Here is an 18,910-nt window from a genome sequence, read left to right on the forward strand (position 1 = left end):
CTATCTAAATTTAAAATAATATTTTTTAAACTTTCAAAAAGGGTGTCACACTGAGGCGCTCGAAGTGCAGTGTGTAAAGGCTTTCGCCCGCTATGCTTCGAGTGCCTCAGCATGCCCCCCGATTAATTACATCAAATCCTTATCTTCCTTTTCGCGGCGTACTTTATAGGCCATGTAAAAGAATACCAATACCAGCAACACATTAAAAACCGTATCGAAGGTCCCTATATTGGGATACTCAGTTACAAGCAAGTAAATCAGGATCAGTAAACCCAATATCCCGCCGGCAAGGAATAAATAGAAAAACTTATCGCTCATATACCGCCAAATTAATATATGCCGTCATTGCGAGGAACGAAGCAATGACGCCTTTTATGTTATTTTGCCCTTTTTAATACCGTTGCACCCAATGGCGGCAGATCGATCTGAACTGAATGATCCTTACCATGCCAATGTTCAGCTTCGGCCTTCACAGCTTTGCCATTCAACATACCACTGCCCCAGTATTTTTTATCGTCAGAGTTGAATATTTCTTTCCAGTTGCCCGCCTCAGGAACGCCTACACGGAAGCCATGATGCGGCGCTGGTGTCAAATTCAGTACGATCACCAGGTCATTCTTTGGATCAAGCCCTTTGCGGCTATAGATCAATACCGAATCATTAGCATTGCCACCGTCTATCCATTCAAAACCAGCACCTTCAAAACTCTTTTCGTATAGTGCAGGCTCGCTTCTGTACAGGTGGTTCAACGCTTTTATAGTGTCCTGTATCCCCCGGTGATTTGGATATTCCAGCACATACCACTCCAGCGACTGGCTAAAGTTCCATTCCGATCCCTGTCCAAATTCAGCGCCCATAAATAACAGCTTGCTGCCCGGATGGGTGAACATATAACTGTACATTAAACGCAGGTTGGCAAATTTCTGCCACTCATCACCCGGCATTTTATTCAGCATCGAACCTTTGCCGTATACCACCTCATCATGCGAGAAAGGCAGCATGAAGTTTTCAGTAAAAGCATAGATCAAACTAAAGGTAATCTGGTTATGATGATACCTGCGGTAAAGCGGATCGGTTTGGAAATACTTGATTGTATCGTGCATCCAGCCCATCATCCATTTCATACCAAAACCTAAACCGCCAGCAAAAACCGGGCGACTTACGCCTGTGAATGACGTCGATTCTTCAGCAATCGTCTGCGTATCAGGAAAATGACTATAGCATGCTTCATTAAACTCTTTCAGGAACGATATTGCTTCCAGGTTCTCATTGCCGCCGTATTGATTAGCCTCCCATTCGCCGTGATTACGTGAATAATCGAGGTAGAGCATTGAGGCAACAGCATCCACACGCAAACCATCCACATGATAGCGATCCAGCCAAAACAATGCATTACTAATAAGGAACGCACGAACCTCATTACGACCGTAATTGAAAATGTATGATTTCCAATCCGGATGAAACCCTTTGCGCGGATCAGCATGCTCGTACAAATGCGTACCATCAAAACGATATAAAGCGTGGATATCACCCGGAAAATGCGACGGTACCCAATCCAGTATCACGCCTATGCCTTCATTATGGAAAGCCTCTATCAGCTTCATCAATTGTTTTGGCGTACCATAACGGCTCGATGCTGCATAATATCCACTTACCTGGTAGCCCCAACTTGGATAATAAGGGTGCTCTGCCAATGGCATAAATTCGACGTGAGTAAAGCCCATGTCTTTCACATAAGGCACCATTTTGTCTATCAGTTGCTCATAAGAGTAAAACGCATCCGGACTCTCGTAGCTGCGTGCCCATGAGCCCAAATGCACTTCGTAGACCGAATAAGGGCTATCCAATGCGTTATTTTTGTGGCGATCCTTCATCCATTTGGTATCTTTCCACTCATAATAAGTGTCGGCCACAATGGATGCTGTGCGCGGTGGTTCTTCCCAGCGTAATGCAAACGGATCGGATTTTTCTAGTTCCTCACCCGAAGAGGCTTTTATAAAATATTTATAAGTTTCACCATCGCCTACATTCGGAATAAAACCTTCCCAAATACCCGACGAATCCCAGCGGACAAACAACTGGTGCGCGCCTTTATCCCAGTAATTGAAATTACCGATGACAGACACGTACTGCGCATTGGGTGCCCATACCGAAAAATAAGTTCCAATAACACCATTGACTTCCATTACATGCGAGCCAAATTTCTCATATAACTTATAATGTTTACCCGATCTGAACAGGCTGACATCGAATTCGGTAAACCGGCTGTACGACTGTACAGCATTAGGCAGTGATTGTGCAGGCATAGATTGTTTAGTTGTTGATTTTGTAGTTCCGGTTTTTGCAACCGGGGCAGCTTTAGCCTTTGTAGCAGGCTTTTCGGCTGGTTTCTTTACTGTTTTTGTTTCAGCAACAACCGTTTTCTTAGCAGCGGTTGTGGCTTTCTTCGCAACTGCCTTTTTAACAGGAGCTTCTTTGCCGGTATCATTTGTCTTTTTAGCCATATATTTGTGCCTGCAGGCGTTAACTGTTAAATTTCTCTATTTCCAATAATACTTGCTGAATACCCTTAAGCGGTATCTTTACCCAATCCGGCCGGCCGTTCAGTTCATAGCCCAACTCGTAGACTGCTTTTTCCAGCAAATGAAGTTGCAACAAAAAGTTCATTTCGGTGCGGTTACCAAATATAGCAGATATATCGCCCATTGTATGCAAATAAGCATCGACATATGCATCGGTGATGAGTTTATACCAACGGTCTGCGGATTTGTGTAATCGCAGCGGATCAACACCTTTGGTCTCATTGCTAAAATACAATTTGGCGCAAACCGCGTAGTGAAAAGATCGTATCATACCCGCAACATCCTTTAGCGGCGAATGTTTTATTTTACGGTCAGTTATTGAACTTTCAGGCTCTCCTTCAAAATCGATGATCAGGTAATCTATTCCAGTATAGAGCACCTGGCCCAAATGGTAGTCGCCATGGATACGTATGCGCTGCGATTTAAGGTCGCCTCCTGCTATCTTATCAAAAAAATGTCTTATTATTTTTTCGCTTTTGATAAATTCATCAGCCAATGTTTTGGCATTTTTATCCAATCTGGCGTAATTCTCTTTCAATAGGTTAATGCGTTTGTGCACTAGTTTATTCAGATGTTCCTGAAGCCATTTCACATATGGATCGTCAAACTTTTCCGGCTTAAAATCCTTGTTCTTTTTATCTGATAATAAAGCCAGATGCATTTCGGCAGTGCGCTTCCCCAACAACTCTACCTTCTCAAAAACCTGGTCTTGTATACCGAATATCTTATCCACAAACATGAACAGGAAGTTGTTCAGGTCATCCCCTGTTGACACCCAGCTGTCAGATTTACTGGCGACCTTCTGCATCATCAACCCAAGCGTAATTGGCGGTGTATCTGGTCGCTCGTAGATCAGGCTACTGCAAAAGGTGGGTATATTTTTAAAGCCGCCTGTTTCTGTTAAAAACTGGAGCATCTCCACCTCAGGGTTAATTTCGTTAAAAAGTTTCCTGTAAAATTTGAAGAAATATTTATTACCGAATATGAGCGAAGAATTACTTTGCTCCAGATCGGGGATAACGCATAAATAACACATATCCTCATCGGTCGCGGCAAGGCCTTTGCCTTTATGATAGGCCAAATGACCGCCATCTTGTTTTACGATAGCATTGTTCCAGATACTTCTGAACAACTCAGACTGAAAACGAAAATCATAAATCGCATCTATCAGCCAGCCGGATTTCCCATCGACAATCGCTTTTACAATATATGCTTTAGGATTGATTTGCTCAATTAAATCATAATCATCAGCCACAAACGAAACAGGGATGCCATATTTTTCCTCGTCGCCATAGGTATAGCCGACATGGATAATAACAAGATAAGCAGTTCCACCCTCTATGGGCATATCCAGCATTTGCTGAATCCTGAGGAACTTGATCATACGCGCCTTACCTGCAAACCAGCGGGATTTGCGCATGTATTCGTAAAGCACATTTTCTTCCAGCCAGGAAATGGATTTCTTATCGAGGGCGAATTGTGTCCAGGGCTTTTTCAGCGTCACCGAGTTGATTTTCTCTATCACATCTACATTGCCCATATTAATAAATTTACACTTCTATTCTGAATAAATGAACAGGTAAATCCCAGACCTCCAGCTGCACATAGTTCCATTCCTGGTTCCATGTATAAGTATTACCGGTCATCACATCAAATACCTGGTATTCATCTCCGGGATGTAATCCCAGCTCGTATAATGGCACCTGCACATGCCCGAATTGTTTGTTATGCGGGTCTAACTTTACAATACACAATATATGATTATCGCCGGTCTTCTTATGATAGGCCAGCATGTGGTCGTTATCTATCGAACACCATTTAATATTGTTGGTACTTTGTAATGCAGGATTTACTTTTCTCGCTGCATTTACTTTGGTGATCACTTCTGTTAGTCTGTTACGTTTACCCCAATCCCAATGGCGCACCTCGTATTTTTCCGAATTCAGATATTCTTCCTTACCGGGATATGGATCGTGGTATAATAGTTCATAAACCGGTCCGAATATGCCGTAGTTGGATGACAACGTCGCCGCCATAAACAAGCGGATGATGAAACTATTCTCATTGCCATCCTGTAGGTAGTATGGGTTGATGTCGTGCGTATTCGGCCAAAAGTTAGGGCGGTAATAATCCTTCATTTCCGACTGAGTGAGCTCGTTGATATATTCAACGATCTCGTGCTTTTGCGTACGCCAAACGAAGTAGGTATATGATTGCGTGTAGCCTCGTTTAGCAAGCTCTTTCATTACTTTAGGCTTGGTAAAAGCCTCGGAAAGAAAAATGGTACCCGGATAGTTCTTTTGCACCTCGGCAATGCACCATTCCCAGAAATTGAAAGATTTAGTATGCGGGTTATCCACTCTGAAAATACGGATGCCCTGTTCGCACCAATATTCCAAAATGTTTTTCAGTTCATTCCATAGGTTTTGCCAGTCCTCATTTTCGAAATTGATCGGTAATATGTCCTGGTATTTTTTAGGCGGATTTTCCGCGTATTGCACCGTACCATCGGGTCGCCATTTAAACCAGGCAGGGTGTTGCTTTACATAAGGATGATCCGGCGAACATTGTATGGCAAAATCCATTGCCACCTCCATCCCATGAGACGCTGCTTCTTTTATCAAATGTTTAAAATCTTCTAAGGAGCCTAGCTTCTTGAGAATATCTTTATGCCCGCCCTCTTTTGAGCCAATTGCATAAGGCACGCCCTCGTCTTTTGGCGAAGCGTTGATTGTATTATTTTTCCCTTTCCTAAAAGTTTTTCCTATCGGGTGTATAGGTGGAAAATACAATACATCAAAGCCCATCTCAGCAATCCTGGGCAACAATAGCTCACAATCTTTGAAAGTGCCGTGTTTATTTGGAACCGGTGATGCCGAGCGTGGGAAGAAACAATACCAGCTACTAAAGCCTGCTTTATCTCGGTCGACATATACCCTCAGATCACGCTCATAAATAGTAGCATTTGCCAGATCAGGATACAGGTTGATAAAAAAGTGTATGTCCTTACCTAATACCGCGTTTATCGCCAGGTCATATTGTTTATCGTCACGAAGTATACTGATCAGTTTTGTAATTTGCTTCTGATCGGCAATACTTGCGTGCGGCAGCATCTCTTCCAGAAAATTGGCGCCGATCAGCAATTCAACACCCATGTGCTGGGCATCCTGGTATTTTTTCAGAAAACCTTCGTGCCAGGTCAGCGCATGATCAACCCAACCTGTAACTTTATAATGATAAAAACCTGTTTGCGAAAGATAAAATACTCCCTGCCAGCGGTCATTCCACGTAGGATGCATTGAGGTATGTGACCATTTCTTTTCACCCTCGTGTTTGTAGAGTATCCTTCCTCGCACGTGGTCATGCCCATCGGTAAAAATATCTGCTTCTACTGTCAGTATATCGCCTTTTACCTTTTTAATGTAATACCGGCCTGCATCAATCTCAGGTGTTACATGCTCAACAACAACTCTTTGCAAGCCTTGTTTAATCATTTAGGAAGAAGTTAGGTCTGGTTAAAATTGGTTGTTGGTATAAATTTACCATATAATTACCCGAAGTGCAAATAAATGGGCTTTTAATCGGCACTCCGGGCAATACTTTATGCTTTTTAACTGATAACCAGCTGCGTAAAGTTTTTCCTCAACTTCAATTGGATGGATTTATCGGCTGAGATGACAAAATCCTTCACATCGTTGTTATCGGCGATCACACGTGTTGGCTTAAATGGAAGGCCAACAATATTCAGGTGATAATTTTCGTAGCGTGGGGTATACAAGCCTTCCATACTTTGCTGTATGGTCATCTTATTTTCCTTGCCTCTAACCACAAATTTCTTTTCAAGGTAAATATCCTGCTCGTATGCAAATGTTTCGCCGTAATCTTCAAAAATGAACGAGTTCACTTCTGTATCGGTGAAATAAACATTCATTTTCACTTCGTCTATTTCCTTTTCCCCTACGTATTGCATTACCGGATATTCAGGAATAACCGAACCTGCTTTTACAAAAACCGGGATAGTATCTAACGGCGTAAGCACTACTATTTCTTTGCCGCCTTCAATTAATTCGTGGCTCCAGAAATCATACCATTTGCCTTTTGGCAGGTATACTTTACGGGTCTTTTGTCCTGGTTCTAAAACCGGGCATATCAACATCTTATCACCATAAGTAAATTCATCCTGACGGTATTGATTACCTTCCTCGTGCTGTTCCTGCAATACCACCGGCCTAATGATCGGAAAACCATAACGATGATGTTCCCAGAATGCTGAATAAAAGTACGGCAACAAGCGGTATCGCAGCTCGATGAATTTACGGTTGATAGCAGTATATGGCTCACCGAAGCTCCATGGCTCGCGCTCCTTGGTATCGCCAGCCGAGTGTGCGCGCATAAACGGCGCGAATGTTCCTGCCTGTATCCAGCGGGTAAACAACTCGCCATCAGGCTCTCCGCTGAAACCACCAATATCTGTGCCGCAGAATGAGATCCCAGACACCGATAGGCGTTGTATCTGGATGTTGCCCAGTTTTAAATGCTCCCACGAAGCCACATTATCCCCTGTCCATACAGACGAATATCGTTGCACACCAGAATAGCCGGCCCGGGTAATAGTAAACGGACGTTTATTCTTCATCAGTTTACGCAAACCTTCATAAGTTGCACGCACCATTTGCATACCGTAAACATTGTGTGCTTTACGGTGCGATCCACGATGACCATCATATTGATGGCGTACATCGTCAGGGAAGGTGCCATTTCCGAATACTGCCGGCTCGTTCATGTCGTTCCAAACACCAGCTACGCCCAATTGCACCAGTTCATCAAACAATCCGCCCCACCATTCTCTTACTTCCGGATTGGTAAAATCGGGGAATTGGCAACGTCCCGGCCATACATGGCCCTCCATAAAATAATCGTCGCAACGGCGACAGAAATATTTTTTTTCTTTACCCTCTTTAAATACTGAATAATTATCATCCACACGTATACCTGGGTCAATGATCACGACTGTCTTAAAACCCTGGTCTGCTAACTCTTTGATCATTTTCTTAGGGTCAGGGAAATATTTACGATTCCAGGTAAAGCAACGGTAGCCATCCATATAGTCGATATCGAGATAGATACCGTCGCAAGGTATTTTTTGCTCACGAAAGGTTTTGGTTACCATCCGCACTTTTGACTCCGGATAATAGCTCCAGCGGCATTGGTGATAGCCCAATGCCCACATTGGAGGCATCGGATGGGTGCCGGTAATTACATGATAACGTTTCACCACATCCATCATGTGCGGACCGTGGATATAGTAATATTGTAATTCACCACCTTCAGCCCAGAAACTTGTTTTGGTAGGATCTTCTGCGCCGAAGTCAAATTCGGCTCTAAAGGTATTATCGAAAAATATACCGTGCGCTATTCCTTTGTTCAAACTGATATAGAAAGGGATAGCCCGATACAAAGGATCCTGGTTCCATGCAAATGAATAAGCGTCTGTGTTCCAATTCTTTAACCTTTTTCCTCTCAAGTTAAGCTCTGTAGCCTTATCACCTAATCCGAAGAAACTTTCTTCAGGCTGACATTCCTTGGTACAGTACACATAGTAACCGCCAAACTTGATGTTTTCCTCCCAGTGCATTTGTACCGCATCCGAACTGGTTACATGATTTTGATTATCTGAAAACGATATAAAAAAGTCCTTTTTACGAACGTGGCAGTTTACGATATTGGTATAAACAATGTATTCAGTTTCCTCTTCACGCAATCCAAATAGGGATACTTTATTCTCTAATTTTGGTACAGCGTATGAAAACTCATCTAGAAAAACACTATGCGGGGCTAATCTTACTCTTATTATTTCATCGGTAACTACGGTAACTTCCACTTTGGCGTCACCATCAGTAAAGAAAAATTTATTCCCTTTTTGAACAGCACCGGTAGGGGCGCCAAGGTATTTTTTTACAATCGGCTTAAGCCCGGTAACCGGGTTATTTACGTGGTGAAACTCTTCCTCATCCTCAACCAGTTTTTGGGGTAGTAATTCTGGATTTACTGTATTCTTATTTTCCATTAAATATTAAAACGTATCTTCAATTGCCTTGTACATCTATTACGCAATATAATAATTGACGCTTACAAATAAAGCACTAAAGTTTAATTTAAGTGTTGATATAACAAATTATTCTTCATCCTCATTTACCCGCAGGGCCAATAACGCTGCCAAAATCATCATACAACCGCCTATTTCGACTGCCAGCAACCGGTTGTTATTTAGCAGGTGCGCCATGATCCAGCCAAAGAATAACGATGCAATGATCTCGGGCAGTACAATAAAAAAGTTAAAAATCCCCATATAAATACCCACTTTGTCCTCCGGCAAACAACCGCCAAGCATCGCATAAGGCATTGACAAAATGCTGGCCCATGCTATACCCACCCCCGTCATTGACACAAAAAGCATATTAGGTGTGTGAATAAACGCCACAGATATCAAGCCGGCAGCACCGCATAGCAGGCAAAGCATGTGGGTATATTTCCGGCCTATTTTCGCCGCTATCAATGGTAAAAAGAAGGCGAATACAAAGGTCACCACGTTATAATAGCCCAACGTTAGTCCGGCAAATTCAATTCCTTTGGTGTATAGATCATCTTTCTCGCTTAGGGCACCAAACACATTACGGGCAACGGCCGGCGAATAATAAAACCACATTAAAAACAGTCCGGGCCATGTAAAAAACTGCATAATGGCAAGCTTGCGCATCCTGTTGGGCATGGTACGGATAGCATGGAAAATTTCACCCGCACCGCCACCAAAGCCTTTTTTTTCTTCTCGTTTTTTCTGACGTTCTGTGATATCCGTTGGCGGATATTCGGTACTGGTGATTATCGTATACAACACAGCAGTAATAAAGGCGAATGCTCCGATGTAAAATGAATATCTTACCGTTGCCGGGATACTCGAGCCATCTACCAATTTGTTAGAAATGTGGAACCAGTTAGCCATCATCCATGGTAAGATCGACGCCACTACTGATCCTAAGCCGATAAATACACTCTGCATAGAGAATCCCTGAGTCCGCTGATCGTCAGGCAATTTATCAGTAATAAATGCCCGGAACGGCTCCATACTCACGTTAATAGAGGTGTCCAGTATCCAAAGAGTACCCGCTGCCATCCATAATGCAGATGACTGGGGCATTAAAAAGAGGCAAATGGTACTCAAAATTGCTCCCACCAAAAAGTATGGCCGCCTGCGCCCCAGTGTTTTATGCCAGGTATGATCGCTGAAATAACCAATAATTGGCTGAACAATAAGTCCCGTTAAAGGTGCTGCAAGAAATAGAAATGGAATTTTATCGGGTTTGGCGCCCAAATATTCATAAATGGCGCTCATATTGGCCATTTGCAGCGCCCAGCCAAATTGAATGCCCAAAAAACCAAAGCTCATGTTCCATATCTGCCAAAAGCTTAGCCTCGGTTTATGGGTCATACTTACTGTCGTCATAATTGGTGATCGGTTTATATTGGTTGATAGTTGATTGGTTCATTTGTCTGAATCAGAACTGCAGTAACATCCCGCTCATAGCAGGCAGGTTTATTCCCACTCCTTCGGCGACGTTATCTGATGTAAACTTTAACCTGCTTAATAAATCTGTAAACTCGCCTTTTCCGCTTATTTGCAGCTTGCCAATCAGGTCGGCAGGAAGCTGTATTTGAATCTTGCGTTCGTCACGGTTAAAATTGGTTATCACTAATATACGTTGTTTATCTGTATATCGAAGGAAGATGTACAATCTCTGATCAAAACCCGGCTGATGCTCATTAGCCACCATCAGTTCCCAAAACTCGCCTGTATGCAAAGCCTCATTATCGCGCACCACATTCAGCAGTTTGCTGTAAAATTCCCTCAATCTTTTCTGGCTGCCCGATAACTGCCCACCGTCCCATTTACCATTATTCAGCCATTTTTGATGCTCAGGCACGCCCCAATAATCGAAAATACTGGTGCGGCCATCATGGCCGCTAAAACCTTCTGCAGTCAACGCCGGCTCCCCTACCTCCTGGCCGAAATAGATCATTACCGGACCACGATGTAATGTAGCCGTTATGATCATTCCAGGAACAGCCAACCAGGGATCGATTGCAAAATCAGGCGATGTAATACGTTGCTCATCATGGTTTTCCATGAAACGAAGCATATGAGCATCGATATTTTTGCAGTCGTTATTCCAAACAGAATTAATTTCCCAGGTTGATGCCCCGTATTCATTGCGGGTCAGTCGTTTGATCGAATCGTAAAGGCCTACCTTATCATATAAATAATCGAACTTCCCGGTGTAGATATAGTCATGATATTTACCGCGATCGTAAGCCTCACCGATGAAAATCAATTCGGGATAATCCATTTTTAGTTTAGGGATGATCCATCCCCAGAACTCAAAAGGAACCATTTCTACCATATCGCAGCGAAAACCGTCGATACGTTTTGCCGCCCAGAATTTTAGAATATCCAGCATTTTATTCCACAGCGGCGGAACAGGATCAAAATGTTTTTGCCAGCCGTTTTGATAATCAACACCATAGTTCAGCTTCACCGTCTCGAACCAGTCATTGATAGAAGGCCATGCACTGAAAACATCATTACCGGTCGCTTTGGCGGGATTTTCATCAAACCCGCCATCTTTTAACGGACTGCTAAATCCGTCGCCTCCCGGATTATATCCTTGCGGAACAACAAATGCCTGTCCTGGCGTATAATAAAAATCATTCTTTGGGTCGAATGCTTTGCTTTTATCATCATCCTGCCCAAAATCCCGAACCTGTACAGGCTTCGCATCCGAGGCATAAGTGCGTGCTACATGGTTTGGCACAAAATCCATGATCACTTTTAAGCCGTTCTGATGTGTTCTGTTAATTAGTGCCTCATACTCAGCCATCCTTTTCGGCACATCAACCGCCAGATCAGGATCGACATCATAATAATCCTTCACGGCATAAGGCGATCCGGCCCGGCCTTTTACCACATCCGGATCATCTGGTTTGATACCGAATTTTGAATAATCTGTCATGGTGGCATGCTCAATTACCCCGGTATACCACACATGAGTAAAGCCCATCTTTTTTATTTCCTTAAGGGCTTTATCATTTATATCATCGAACTTACCAACACCATTTTCTTCTATAGAACCATAGAATTTGTTGGTCTGATTGGCATTCCCAAATAGACGTGGCAGGAGTTGATAAATGGTGAGTTTATTGTCTGATAATGACCCTGTCATATTACTTTTCATTATTTCGGAATAATGGCGGCGGCGGTGTAAGGGTCACTTCGACAGCGGGAACCTCCACTGAGGTCCCAGCTTTTAATTCAGATTCATGACCGCGTATAAGCAAATTCATATCCGGCCCAGATAAGCTCTCTACTTTGATCTTGTTTTTCGCCACAGTGACTTTTATAGAAGTCCCCCTAAACCCTACATTGAATGAGAACGATTGCCATTTCTCCGGCAAAAATGGATCGAACGACAACTTTCCATCTCTTACGCGCATACCCCCAAAACCTTCTACTACTGATATCCACGTACCGGCCATCGAAGTGATATGGCAACCATCTTCTGTATCATTATTATAATCATCCAGATCAAGGCGTGAGGTACGCAGATAAAATTCATAAGCACGTGCTTCATCGCCCAACTTGGCGGCAATCACCGCATGCACACAAGGCGATAAAGATGATTCATGGACCGTGCGCGGTTCATAAAAATCATAATTCCGGCGGATGGTGTCGATGTCATAGTTCTCTTCAAAAAAGTAGAGTCCCTGCAATACGTCCGCCTGCTTGATATAGCAGGAGCGCAATATCCTGTCCCAGCTCCATTTTTGATTAAGCGGACGCTCGCTTGCAGGCAGGTCTTTTACCAATATTTGCTCTTTATCCAAGTAACCGTCCTGCTGAAGGAATATTCCAAATTTGTCGTCGCAGCCATAGTACATTTTTTCGATGACCTCCCGGAATTTTGCTTCTTCTTTTGGTTTATCGAAATTGATTTTCGCTACCAACGCGTCAAATTTCGGTTTATCTAATGCCTCCACTTTTTCAGCAACCTCCAATGTATATTTCATACACCAGGTGGCAATAGTGCTGGTATACCAGTTATTGTTGACGTTATTTTCGTACTCATTCGGGCCAGTAACGCCCAGCATTACGTACTGCTTTTTATCCTGCGACCAGTTCACCCGCTGCGCCCAGAATCTTGCTATCGCGATCAGTACTTCCAGGCCGTGATCCACAAGGTATTGTTCATCACCCGTGTAACGCACGTAGTTAAAAATAGCATGAGCTATTGCACCATTACGGTGGATCTCCTCAAACGTGATCTCCCACTCGTTATGACATTCAGTGCCATCCATCGTCACCATTGGATAAAGTGCTGCGCCATCTTTAAAGCCCAGCAGTTTGGCATTATCAATAGCTTTGCCCAATTGTTTGTATCGATACAATAGCAGATTGCGGGTCACTTTCGGATCTGCAGTAGCGAGGTAGAATGGCACGCAATACGCCTCAGTATCCCAATAGGTTGAACCGCCATATTTCTCACCAGTAAAACCTTTCGGACCAATGTTCAATCGGTCATCCTCGCCGGTATACGTTTGGTTCAACTGAAAAATATTAAAGCGTATACCCTGTTGCGCCGATGCATCCCCTTCGATAATAATATCGTTATGCTGCCACTTTTTGTCCCATGCGGCAGCTTGTTCTGCCAGCATTTTTTCAAAGCCTTTTGCACTGATTCCTTTTAAGGTATTTTCCAATTCGGCCACTAAATTATTTGCCGGGTAATTTTGTGAAGAAAGGTTGGCAGCGTACTTGGTCAAAGTGATCGCCTGTCCTTGAGCTGCTTGTAATTTGATCTCAGACGCTACGTATTTTTCCTTTTCAATGCTATGGACTGATCCATTTTGAAAAATGGTAAATTTCTGCCCGGTTGCTACTTCAAAGCCTGTTTTTTTTGTACGTAATTGAACATAGCCCCCGTCATTCCAGCTTCCTTTGGTTACTTCATCCCAGAATTTTTCATCATAGTTGGAGTCCTTGTTTTTGATGTCGCCATCAATAAATGGTGTAACGGTAAGCGGCCCGCTGAAATTTACCGGCGTAATGGCATAGCGGATAACGCCAGTCTCATCATCGGCCATGCTGCAAAAACGAATAGCTTCAACCTCTACTTCTTTACCTTTAGCAGTTTCAGCGCGGAATGTTCTTTTCAGATAACCTTCCTTCATATTCAGCTCACGCCTGAAATTACTTACCTTGCATTTCGCCAGGTCCAATTGTTCTCCGTCAATAACCACATCTATCCCGATCCAATTAGCGGCGTTCAATACCTTGGCGAAATATTCCGGGTAACCGTTTTTCCACCAGCCCACACGGGTTTTGTCGGGATAATATACCCCTGCAACATAGTTACCCTGCAGTGTTTCGCCACTGTAGGCTTCCTCAAAATTTGCCCGCTGCCCCATTCTGCCGTTTCCCAGACTAAAAAGGCTCTCGGATATTAAATTATATTTCGGCTCAAATCCCTCTTCTATAATCTTCCACTCGTCAACTTTGATATAGTTTTTCATTTGTATGGTGTATGCTTCAAATTATTGTCGCAATGACATAGTTTTATAACTCTTTTAATTTTACCAGTGTCATTTTATCCAAACCACTTATCACTAAATCAGCTTCGGTAAGCACCTGTGGCGAACCGATCCCAACAGCCTTCATACCGCCGTTATGCGCTGCTTCAACGCCGGCTATGGCATCTTCAAAGACGACGCAATTTTCAGCAGGTATACCCAATTCTTCAGCTCCTTTTAGAAACACTTCCGGGTCGGGTTTGGGTTTACTCACTTTATTACCATCGATCACGACATTGAAGAAGTGTGCGATACCTACTTTTTCCAATATGGTCGCTGAGTTTTTGCTGGCTGAACCTAAAGCGGTCTTCAACCCGGCATCGATGCAAGCTTGCAGAAACTCCTTTGCACCGGGCAATATCTCATCTGGTGTCATTTTATTGATCATTTCCACATACCAGGTATTTTTCCGTGTTGCCAGTTCTTCTTTTTCGGCATCAGTCTTAGTTACTCCTCCCCACTGAAGGACCAGGTCGAGCGAGCGCATACGGCTCACCCCTTTCAGGTTTTCGTTTTGCTCTTCGGTTATATCAAAACCGAGCTCATTTGCCAGTCGTTTCCAGGCCTTGTAATGGTAAACCGCTGTGTCGACGATCACCCCGTCAAGGTCAAAAATGCATGCTTTTATAGTTGTCATTTGTCTTAAGACGACCCGCAGATTAAGAGTCTGTTGGTCTGGGTTATTGGTATTAATGTGTATTGTTGGGTAATAATTCCAGCACCAAAGTAGCCTTAGCCGGAATAGTTAATTTGGATATTTCCGTCACCTGGTCGGTAATCACATTCCGGGCTTTTAATGTCCCGTTTATGCGTTCAACATAGCGTCCGGTTGAAATCGTTTGCTCTTTATCGCGACTGTTATAAACTATCATTACCGTTTTCAGGTCATCATACCTGAAGTACAAATAAACGCCATCCTCAGGGATATACTGCATTAATTTTCCGGTTTGAAGGGCGGTAGTATTCTTACGGTAATTGGCCAGTGTGCGTACATAATTAAAGGCATCATTTTCCTTTTCATTCCGACCTTCGGCTTTGAATTTATTTATTTTATCATCCGCCCATCCTCCCGGAAAATCCTCGCGCACCAGGCCATCAGGGTCAGAAAAGTTTTTCATTAGTATCTCGTCACCATAATACATCTGCGGAACGCCCCGCAGGGTAAGTAACATCGCCATTCCCGATTTGTACTTGGTTATATCCTCACCTACCACCGAAAAGAAACGGCTCATATCGTGATTATCAAGGAAGATGGTATTCTTAGTAGGGTCCTTGTACAAAAAGTCCTGCGCCAGAACCGAGTACAAGCGGTTCACCCCATCCGTCCAGCCTTCTTTACCGTTCAGGGCTTCATAAATTGCTTCCTTTAGTACGCCGTCAGTTACTCCGGGCAAGTGGGTGTCCAGTCCACGGTTTACGGTATTGCCTTCAGAAAAAAATGCCTGGTTAGGCACCGACCACACCAGCGTCTCACCAAAAATGGACAGGTTCGGGAACTGCTTTCTAACTTCCTTAGCCCACTCAGCCATAAATTGCGGATCGTTATAGGGATAGGTGTCCAATCTAAACCCATCCGCCCCTGAATACTCTACCCACCAGATATGATTTTGGGTAAGGAAACGTTGTACGAACGGATTATTTTCGTTCATATCGGCCATCCGGCGGTCAAACCACCCATCCAGCATTTGTTTGCGATCTGACTCGGAGGCATGCGGGTCCATTACCGCCTGATCGCGGAAGTTGGATTTGGTAAATTCCGGCCAGCGGTGCACCCAATCGCGCATTGGCATATCGTGAATCGTGTAACCCTCAGTCCCGGCGTGATTATGCACCAGGTCCATGATCACTTTTAACCCCATCTTATGGCATTTCTCTACAAACTCCTTATATAATTCATTTGTACCATAACGCGGATCGATTTTGTAATGATCTGTTACCGCATAACCGTGATAAGATGCTTTAGGCTCATCGTTCTCAACAACGGGCGTCAGCCAGATAGCCGTAACACCCAAATCTTTCAGGTAATCGAGATGATTGATGATGCCCTGTATATCTCCCCCGTGACGGCTAAACATCGAATCGCGGCGGATGCCTTTTTCGCGCATATTAGGAAACGAATCGGTGCTTGGGTCGCCATTCGAGAAACGGTCGGGCATAATCAGGTAAATCAGGTCCTGGTTTGTGACACCCTGCGCACGAGCTTTAGAATGATCACGTTTTTTTAATTCGTATTGGTAAGTTAAAGTCTTTGCTTTTGCTCTGGTGAAATTTATCGGGAACGTTCCCGGAGATGCGGAAGAAGAAATATGCAGGTCGATGAACAAATAATTTGGATTGTCAACTTTGTGCACCTCAACCAATTTTACGCCGCGGTAATGTAGTTCAACATTTCTGTGAGCAATGTCTTTACCATGTACGATCAACTGTAGATTAGGATTGCTCATCCCCGTCCACCAGAACATCGGTTCAACACGTTCCAGGGCGGGTACTTGGGCAGAGGCGTGGTGGATCATATAGATACAACAAATTGTAAGAAACAATGATTTTCTCATAATCAGGTTCTTTAAAATAACAAGGTACAAGACACCTGGTTACTGCGTCCCAAATTTAATATAATTTGGATTGCCTGCCGGAAAAAGTGAAAATGATTGGAAATGAAAAGCGACAGGGTTAAAACCTATCGCTTCCAAAAGATTAATAACAATTCCCACCTCGGGGAGGAGTGCGGTTGAATTGTGTATTGGTGGAGGGGGGCTATTGGTGATTGCATCGCTGCATAAACCTCTACCTCTCCTTCCCCAAGGAAGGAATCGCACTTGTCAGAGCACTTTTATTTTTCAGGAATTATTTACACCAGCACATTACCTCCATCCACCACAATCACCTGGCCAGTAGTGTAATTTCCTTTCATCAGAAAAATATAAGCTTCAGCAATATCTTCTGCCTCTCCAACTCTGCCAGTCAATAGTTTGCTTCCAACTTCATTGTACATGGCTTCACGGTCAGCCTCCGGAATATTGTTCCACAGATCGGTTTTCACCATACCCGCGCAGACAGCATTTACGCGTATTGGCGCCAGGTCGATGGCTAAACCTTTGGTAAGCGATTCAACGGCCCCTGCTATGCTCGCAGCTACCGACCAGCCTTTCCAAGGGCGGATGCCTACAATACCATTAGTCAAAATAATGGAACCTCCTTTGCGGATATACGGACTCCCATATTTGACCGCCATCAAAGCTCCCCAGTAGCGCACATTAAAAAATTTACGGGAATCAGCGATGTTTGCATCGGCCAAATTACCGATCTGCAAAGTCTCCCCTGCTGAAAAGATCAGGTGATCAAACTCACCAATTTTCTTAAATAATTCGTCTACCCCTTGCTCGTCGGTTATATCCACAACATAGCCCTCAGTTCCATCAGGTAATGCCCTCAATGCTTTATCTACGCTGCTTTGCCTGCTGGATACTACAACCAAACCCGCATTATCGGCTGCTGCGGCTTTCGCGGTAGCCAATCCAAAGCCTGAGGTTCCGCCTATTAATACTACCCGTTTACCATTTAAACTACTTTTTACAAATGTTTCTTTGTCTTCCATGATTTGTTATTTTATTGATCAACAAAGGTCCTCAACACAAACGAGGGCCCATTTAACAAATGGTAAAAAGGAACTAGCGCATATTTTTTCTGATGCGGCTTAGGGATTGCTGGGTGATGCCCAGGTAAGAAGCAATATCACTCAATGATACACGCAAAGCAATATCGGGTTGGCGCATCAGGAAATGACGATATCGGGTAGCCGCGTCTTCTCCTAAATATGAATTGCGCACATTTATTTTTTCCAGTAAGGATTGAGTGGTGATTCCGGTGATCAATTCTTTCAGGTACGGCAGCTTCTCATACAGATTGTACAACTTTTGTTTTTTTAGCACCACTAATTCTGCCTCACAGGCAGCTTCTATTCCTTCAAGCGACGGGATATTGTTATTAAAGCTATTCAGGATGCTGCAAAACTGGTTTTCTTTAAGGAAAAAGTAGGTCATCCTATTTCCCTTATCATTTTGGGCGACAATACGCAGCACGCCCTTGCATATAAAAAACATTTCGCGACAAATATGCCCTTCTTCAAACAAGACTTCGTCTTCGGCGACTTTGCGGAAACTTAACTCGCTTTCGATAATTTCGGCATCAGCTTGGGGAATGTTTTTAAACAAACGTAGAAAATTGATAAGAGAATCGATCATGCGATAAAGCTATAGATAATCCGGGTAAAACAGCTTTTCATTTTTACCTTCGTAAACCAATTCTATAAATCATCATGAAAGCGATCTCTATTATCTCTATTCCGGTTACTGACCAGGAAGCGGCAAAACAGTTTTATTTAAAACTTGGCTTTAATTTACTGGTTGAAGCACCTTTTGAAACACAAAAATGGGTTCAAATGGCACTACCAGGACAGGAAGCTGTTTCTATCACCCTGGTCACCTGGTTTCCCGAACTAAAACCGGGCAGCATTCAGGGTTTCGTTATTCATATAGACGATATGGATGAGGAAATAAAAGCGCTAAATGCGAGGGTATCAAAGTAGGTAAGGTTGACGAAACACCATGGGGTAAATTTGCAACCGTAATAGATCCGGATGGTAACTCATG

Annotated in this window: 13 protein-coding genes; 1 reads left to right on the forward strand and 12 read right to left on the reverse strand. The window is 43.5% G+C overall.

The genetic code is table 11. The features are described 5' to 3' along the window. Positions 1–126: 126 nt before the first annotated feature. The 12 genes from Q3A68_RS09715 to Q3A68_RS09770 form a co-directional block, all read right to left on the reverse strand. On the reverse strand, positions 127–318 hold the full coding sequence (locus Q3A68_RS09715; RefSeq protein ID WP_302900878.1) for a hypothetical protein: 192 nt from the start codon (positions 316–318) through the stop codon (positions 127–129). Positions 319–377: 59 nt separating this feature from the next. Beyond that, the gene (glgB, locus tag Q3A68_RS09720) at positions 378–2,306 is read right to left on the reverse strand and encodes a 1,4-alpha-glucan branching protein GlgB (protein WP_302900921.1); all 1,929 of its coding nucleotides are present in this window, start codon (positions 2,304–2,306) and stop codon (positions 378–380) included. A 217-nt stretch (positions 2,307–2,523) separates the two neighbouring features. Continuing rightward, complete coding sequence (locus tag Q3A68_RS09725) at positions 2,524–4,122, reverse strand: putative maltokinase (protein WP_302900879.1); 1,599 nt, start codon at positions 4,120–4,122, stop codon at positions 2,524–2,526. 10 nt (positions 4,123–4,132) lie between these two features. Then, entirely contained in the window at positions 4,133–6,076 is a 1,944-nt protein-coding gene (locus Q3A68_RS09730) for an alpha-1,4-glucan--maltose-1-phosphate maltosyltransferase (protein WP_302900880.1), read from the reverse strand. A gap of 116 nt (positions 6,077–6,192) precedes the next feature. After that, a complete protein-coding gene (locus tag Q3A68_RS09735) occupies positions 6,193–8,649 on the reverse strand; it encodes a glycoside hydrolase family 31 protein (RefSeq protein ID WP_302900881.1) in 2,457 nt (818 codons plus the stop codon). 108 nt (positions 8,650–8,757) lie between these two features. Continuing rightward, positions 8,758–10,083 carry an MFS transporter gene (locus Q3A68_RS09740; RefSeq protein WP_302900882.1) on the reverse strand — a complete coding sequence of 442 codons (1,326 nt, stop codon included), beginning with the start codon at positions 10,081–10,083 and terminating at the stop codon, positions 8,758–8,760. 52 nt (positions 10,084–10,135) lie between these two features. Continuing rightward, on the reverse strand, positions 10,136–11,869 hold the full coding sequence (locus tag Q3A68_RS09745) for an alpha-amylase family protein (RefSeq protein WP_302900883.1): 1,734 nt from the start codon (positions 11,867–11,869) through the stop codon (positions 10,136–10,138). Next, positions 11,859–14,204, reverse strand: a complete 2,346-nt coding sequence (locus Q3A68_RS09750; RefSeq protein WP_302900884.1) for a glycoside hydrolase family 65 protein — start codon at positions 14,202–14,204, stop codon at positions 11,859–11,861. The genes Q3A68_RS09745 and Q3A68_RS09750 overlap by 11 nt, the downstream gene beginning before the upstream one ends. Positions 14,205–14,247: 43 nt before the next feature. After that, complete coding sequence (gene pgmB / locus Q3A68_RS09755) at positions 14,248–14,898, reverse strand: beta-phosphoglucomutase (RefSeq protein WP_302900885.1); 651 nt, start codon at positions 14,896–14,898, stop codon at positions 14,248–14,250. A gap of 52 nt (positions 14,899–14,950) precedes the next feature. Then, the gene (locus Q3A68_RS09760; protein WP_302900886.1) at positions 14,951–16,813 is read right to left on the reverse strand and encodes a glycoside hydrolase family 13 protein; all 1,863 of its coding nucleotides are present in this window, start codon (positions 16,811–16,813) and stop codon (positions 14,951–14,953) included. Between the two features lie 296 nt (positions 16,814–17,109). Beyond that, positions 17,110–17,856, reverse strand: a complete 747-nt coding sequence (locus Q3A68_RS09765; protein ID WP_302900887.1) for an SDR family oxidoreductase — start codon at positions 17,854–17,856, stop codon at positions 17,110–17,112. 73 nt (positions 17,857–17,929) lie between these two features. Next, a complete protein-coding gene (locus tag Q3A68_RS09770; RefSeq protein WP_302900888.1) occupies positions 17,930–18,502 on the reverse strand; it encodes a Crp/Fnr family transcriptional regulator in 573 nt (190 codons plus the stop codon). 74 nt (positions 18,503–18,576) lie between these two features. On the opposite strand from Q3A68_RS09770, the gene Q3A68_RS09775 reads away from it, so the two are divergent. Beyond that, positions 18,577–18,846 (forward strand): VOC family protein, encoded by a 270-nt coding sequence (locus Q3A68_RS09775; RefSeq protein WP_302900889.1) that lies wholly within the window; start codon positions 18,577–18,579, stop codon positions 18,844–18,846. Positions 18,847–18,910: the final 64 nt, after the last annotated feature.

It is taken from the genome of Mucilaginibacter tolerans (assembly GCF_030519375.1).
Lineage (GTDB): Bacteria > Bacteroidota > Bacteroidia > Sphingobacteriales > Sphingobacteriaceae > Mucilaginibacter.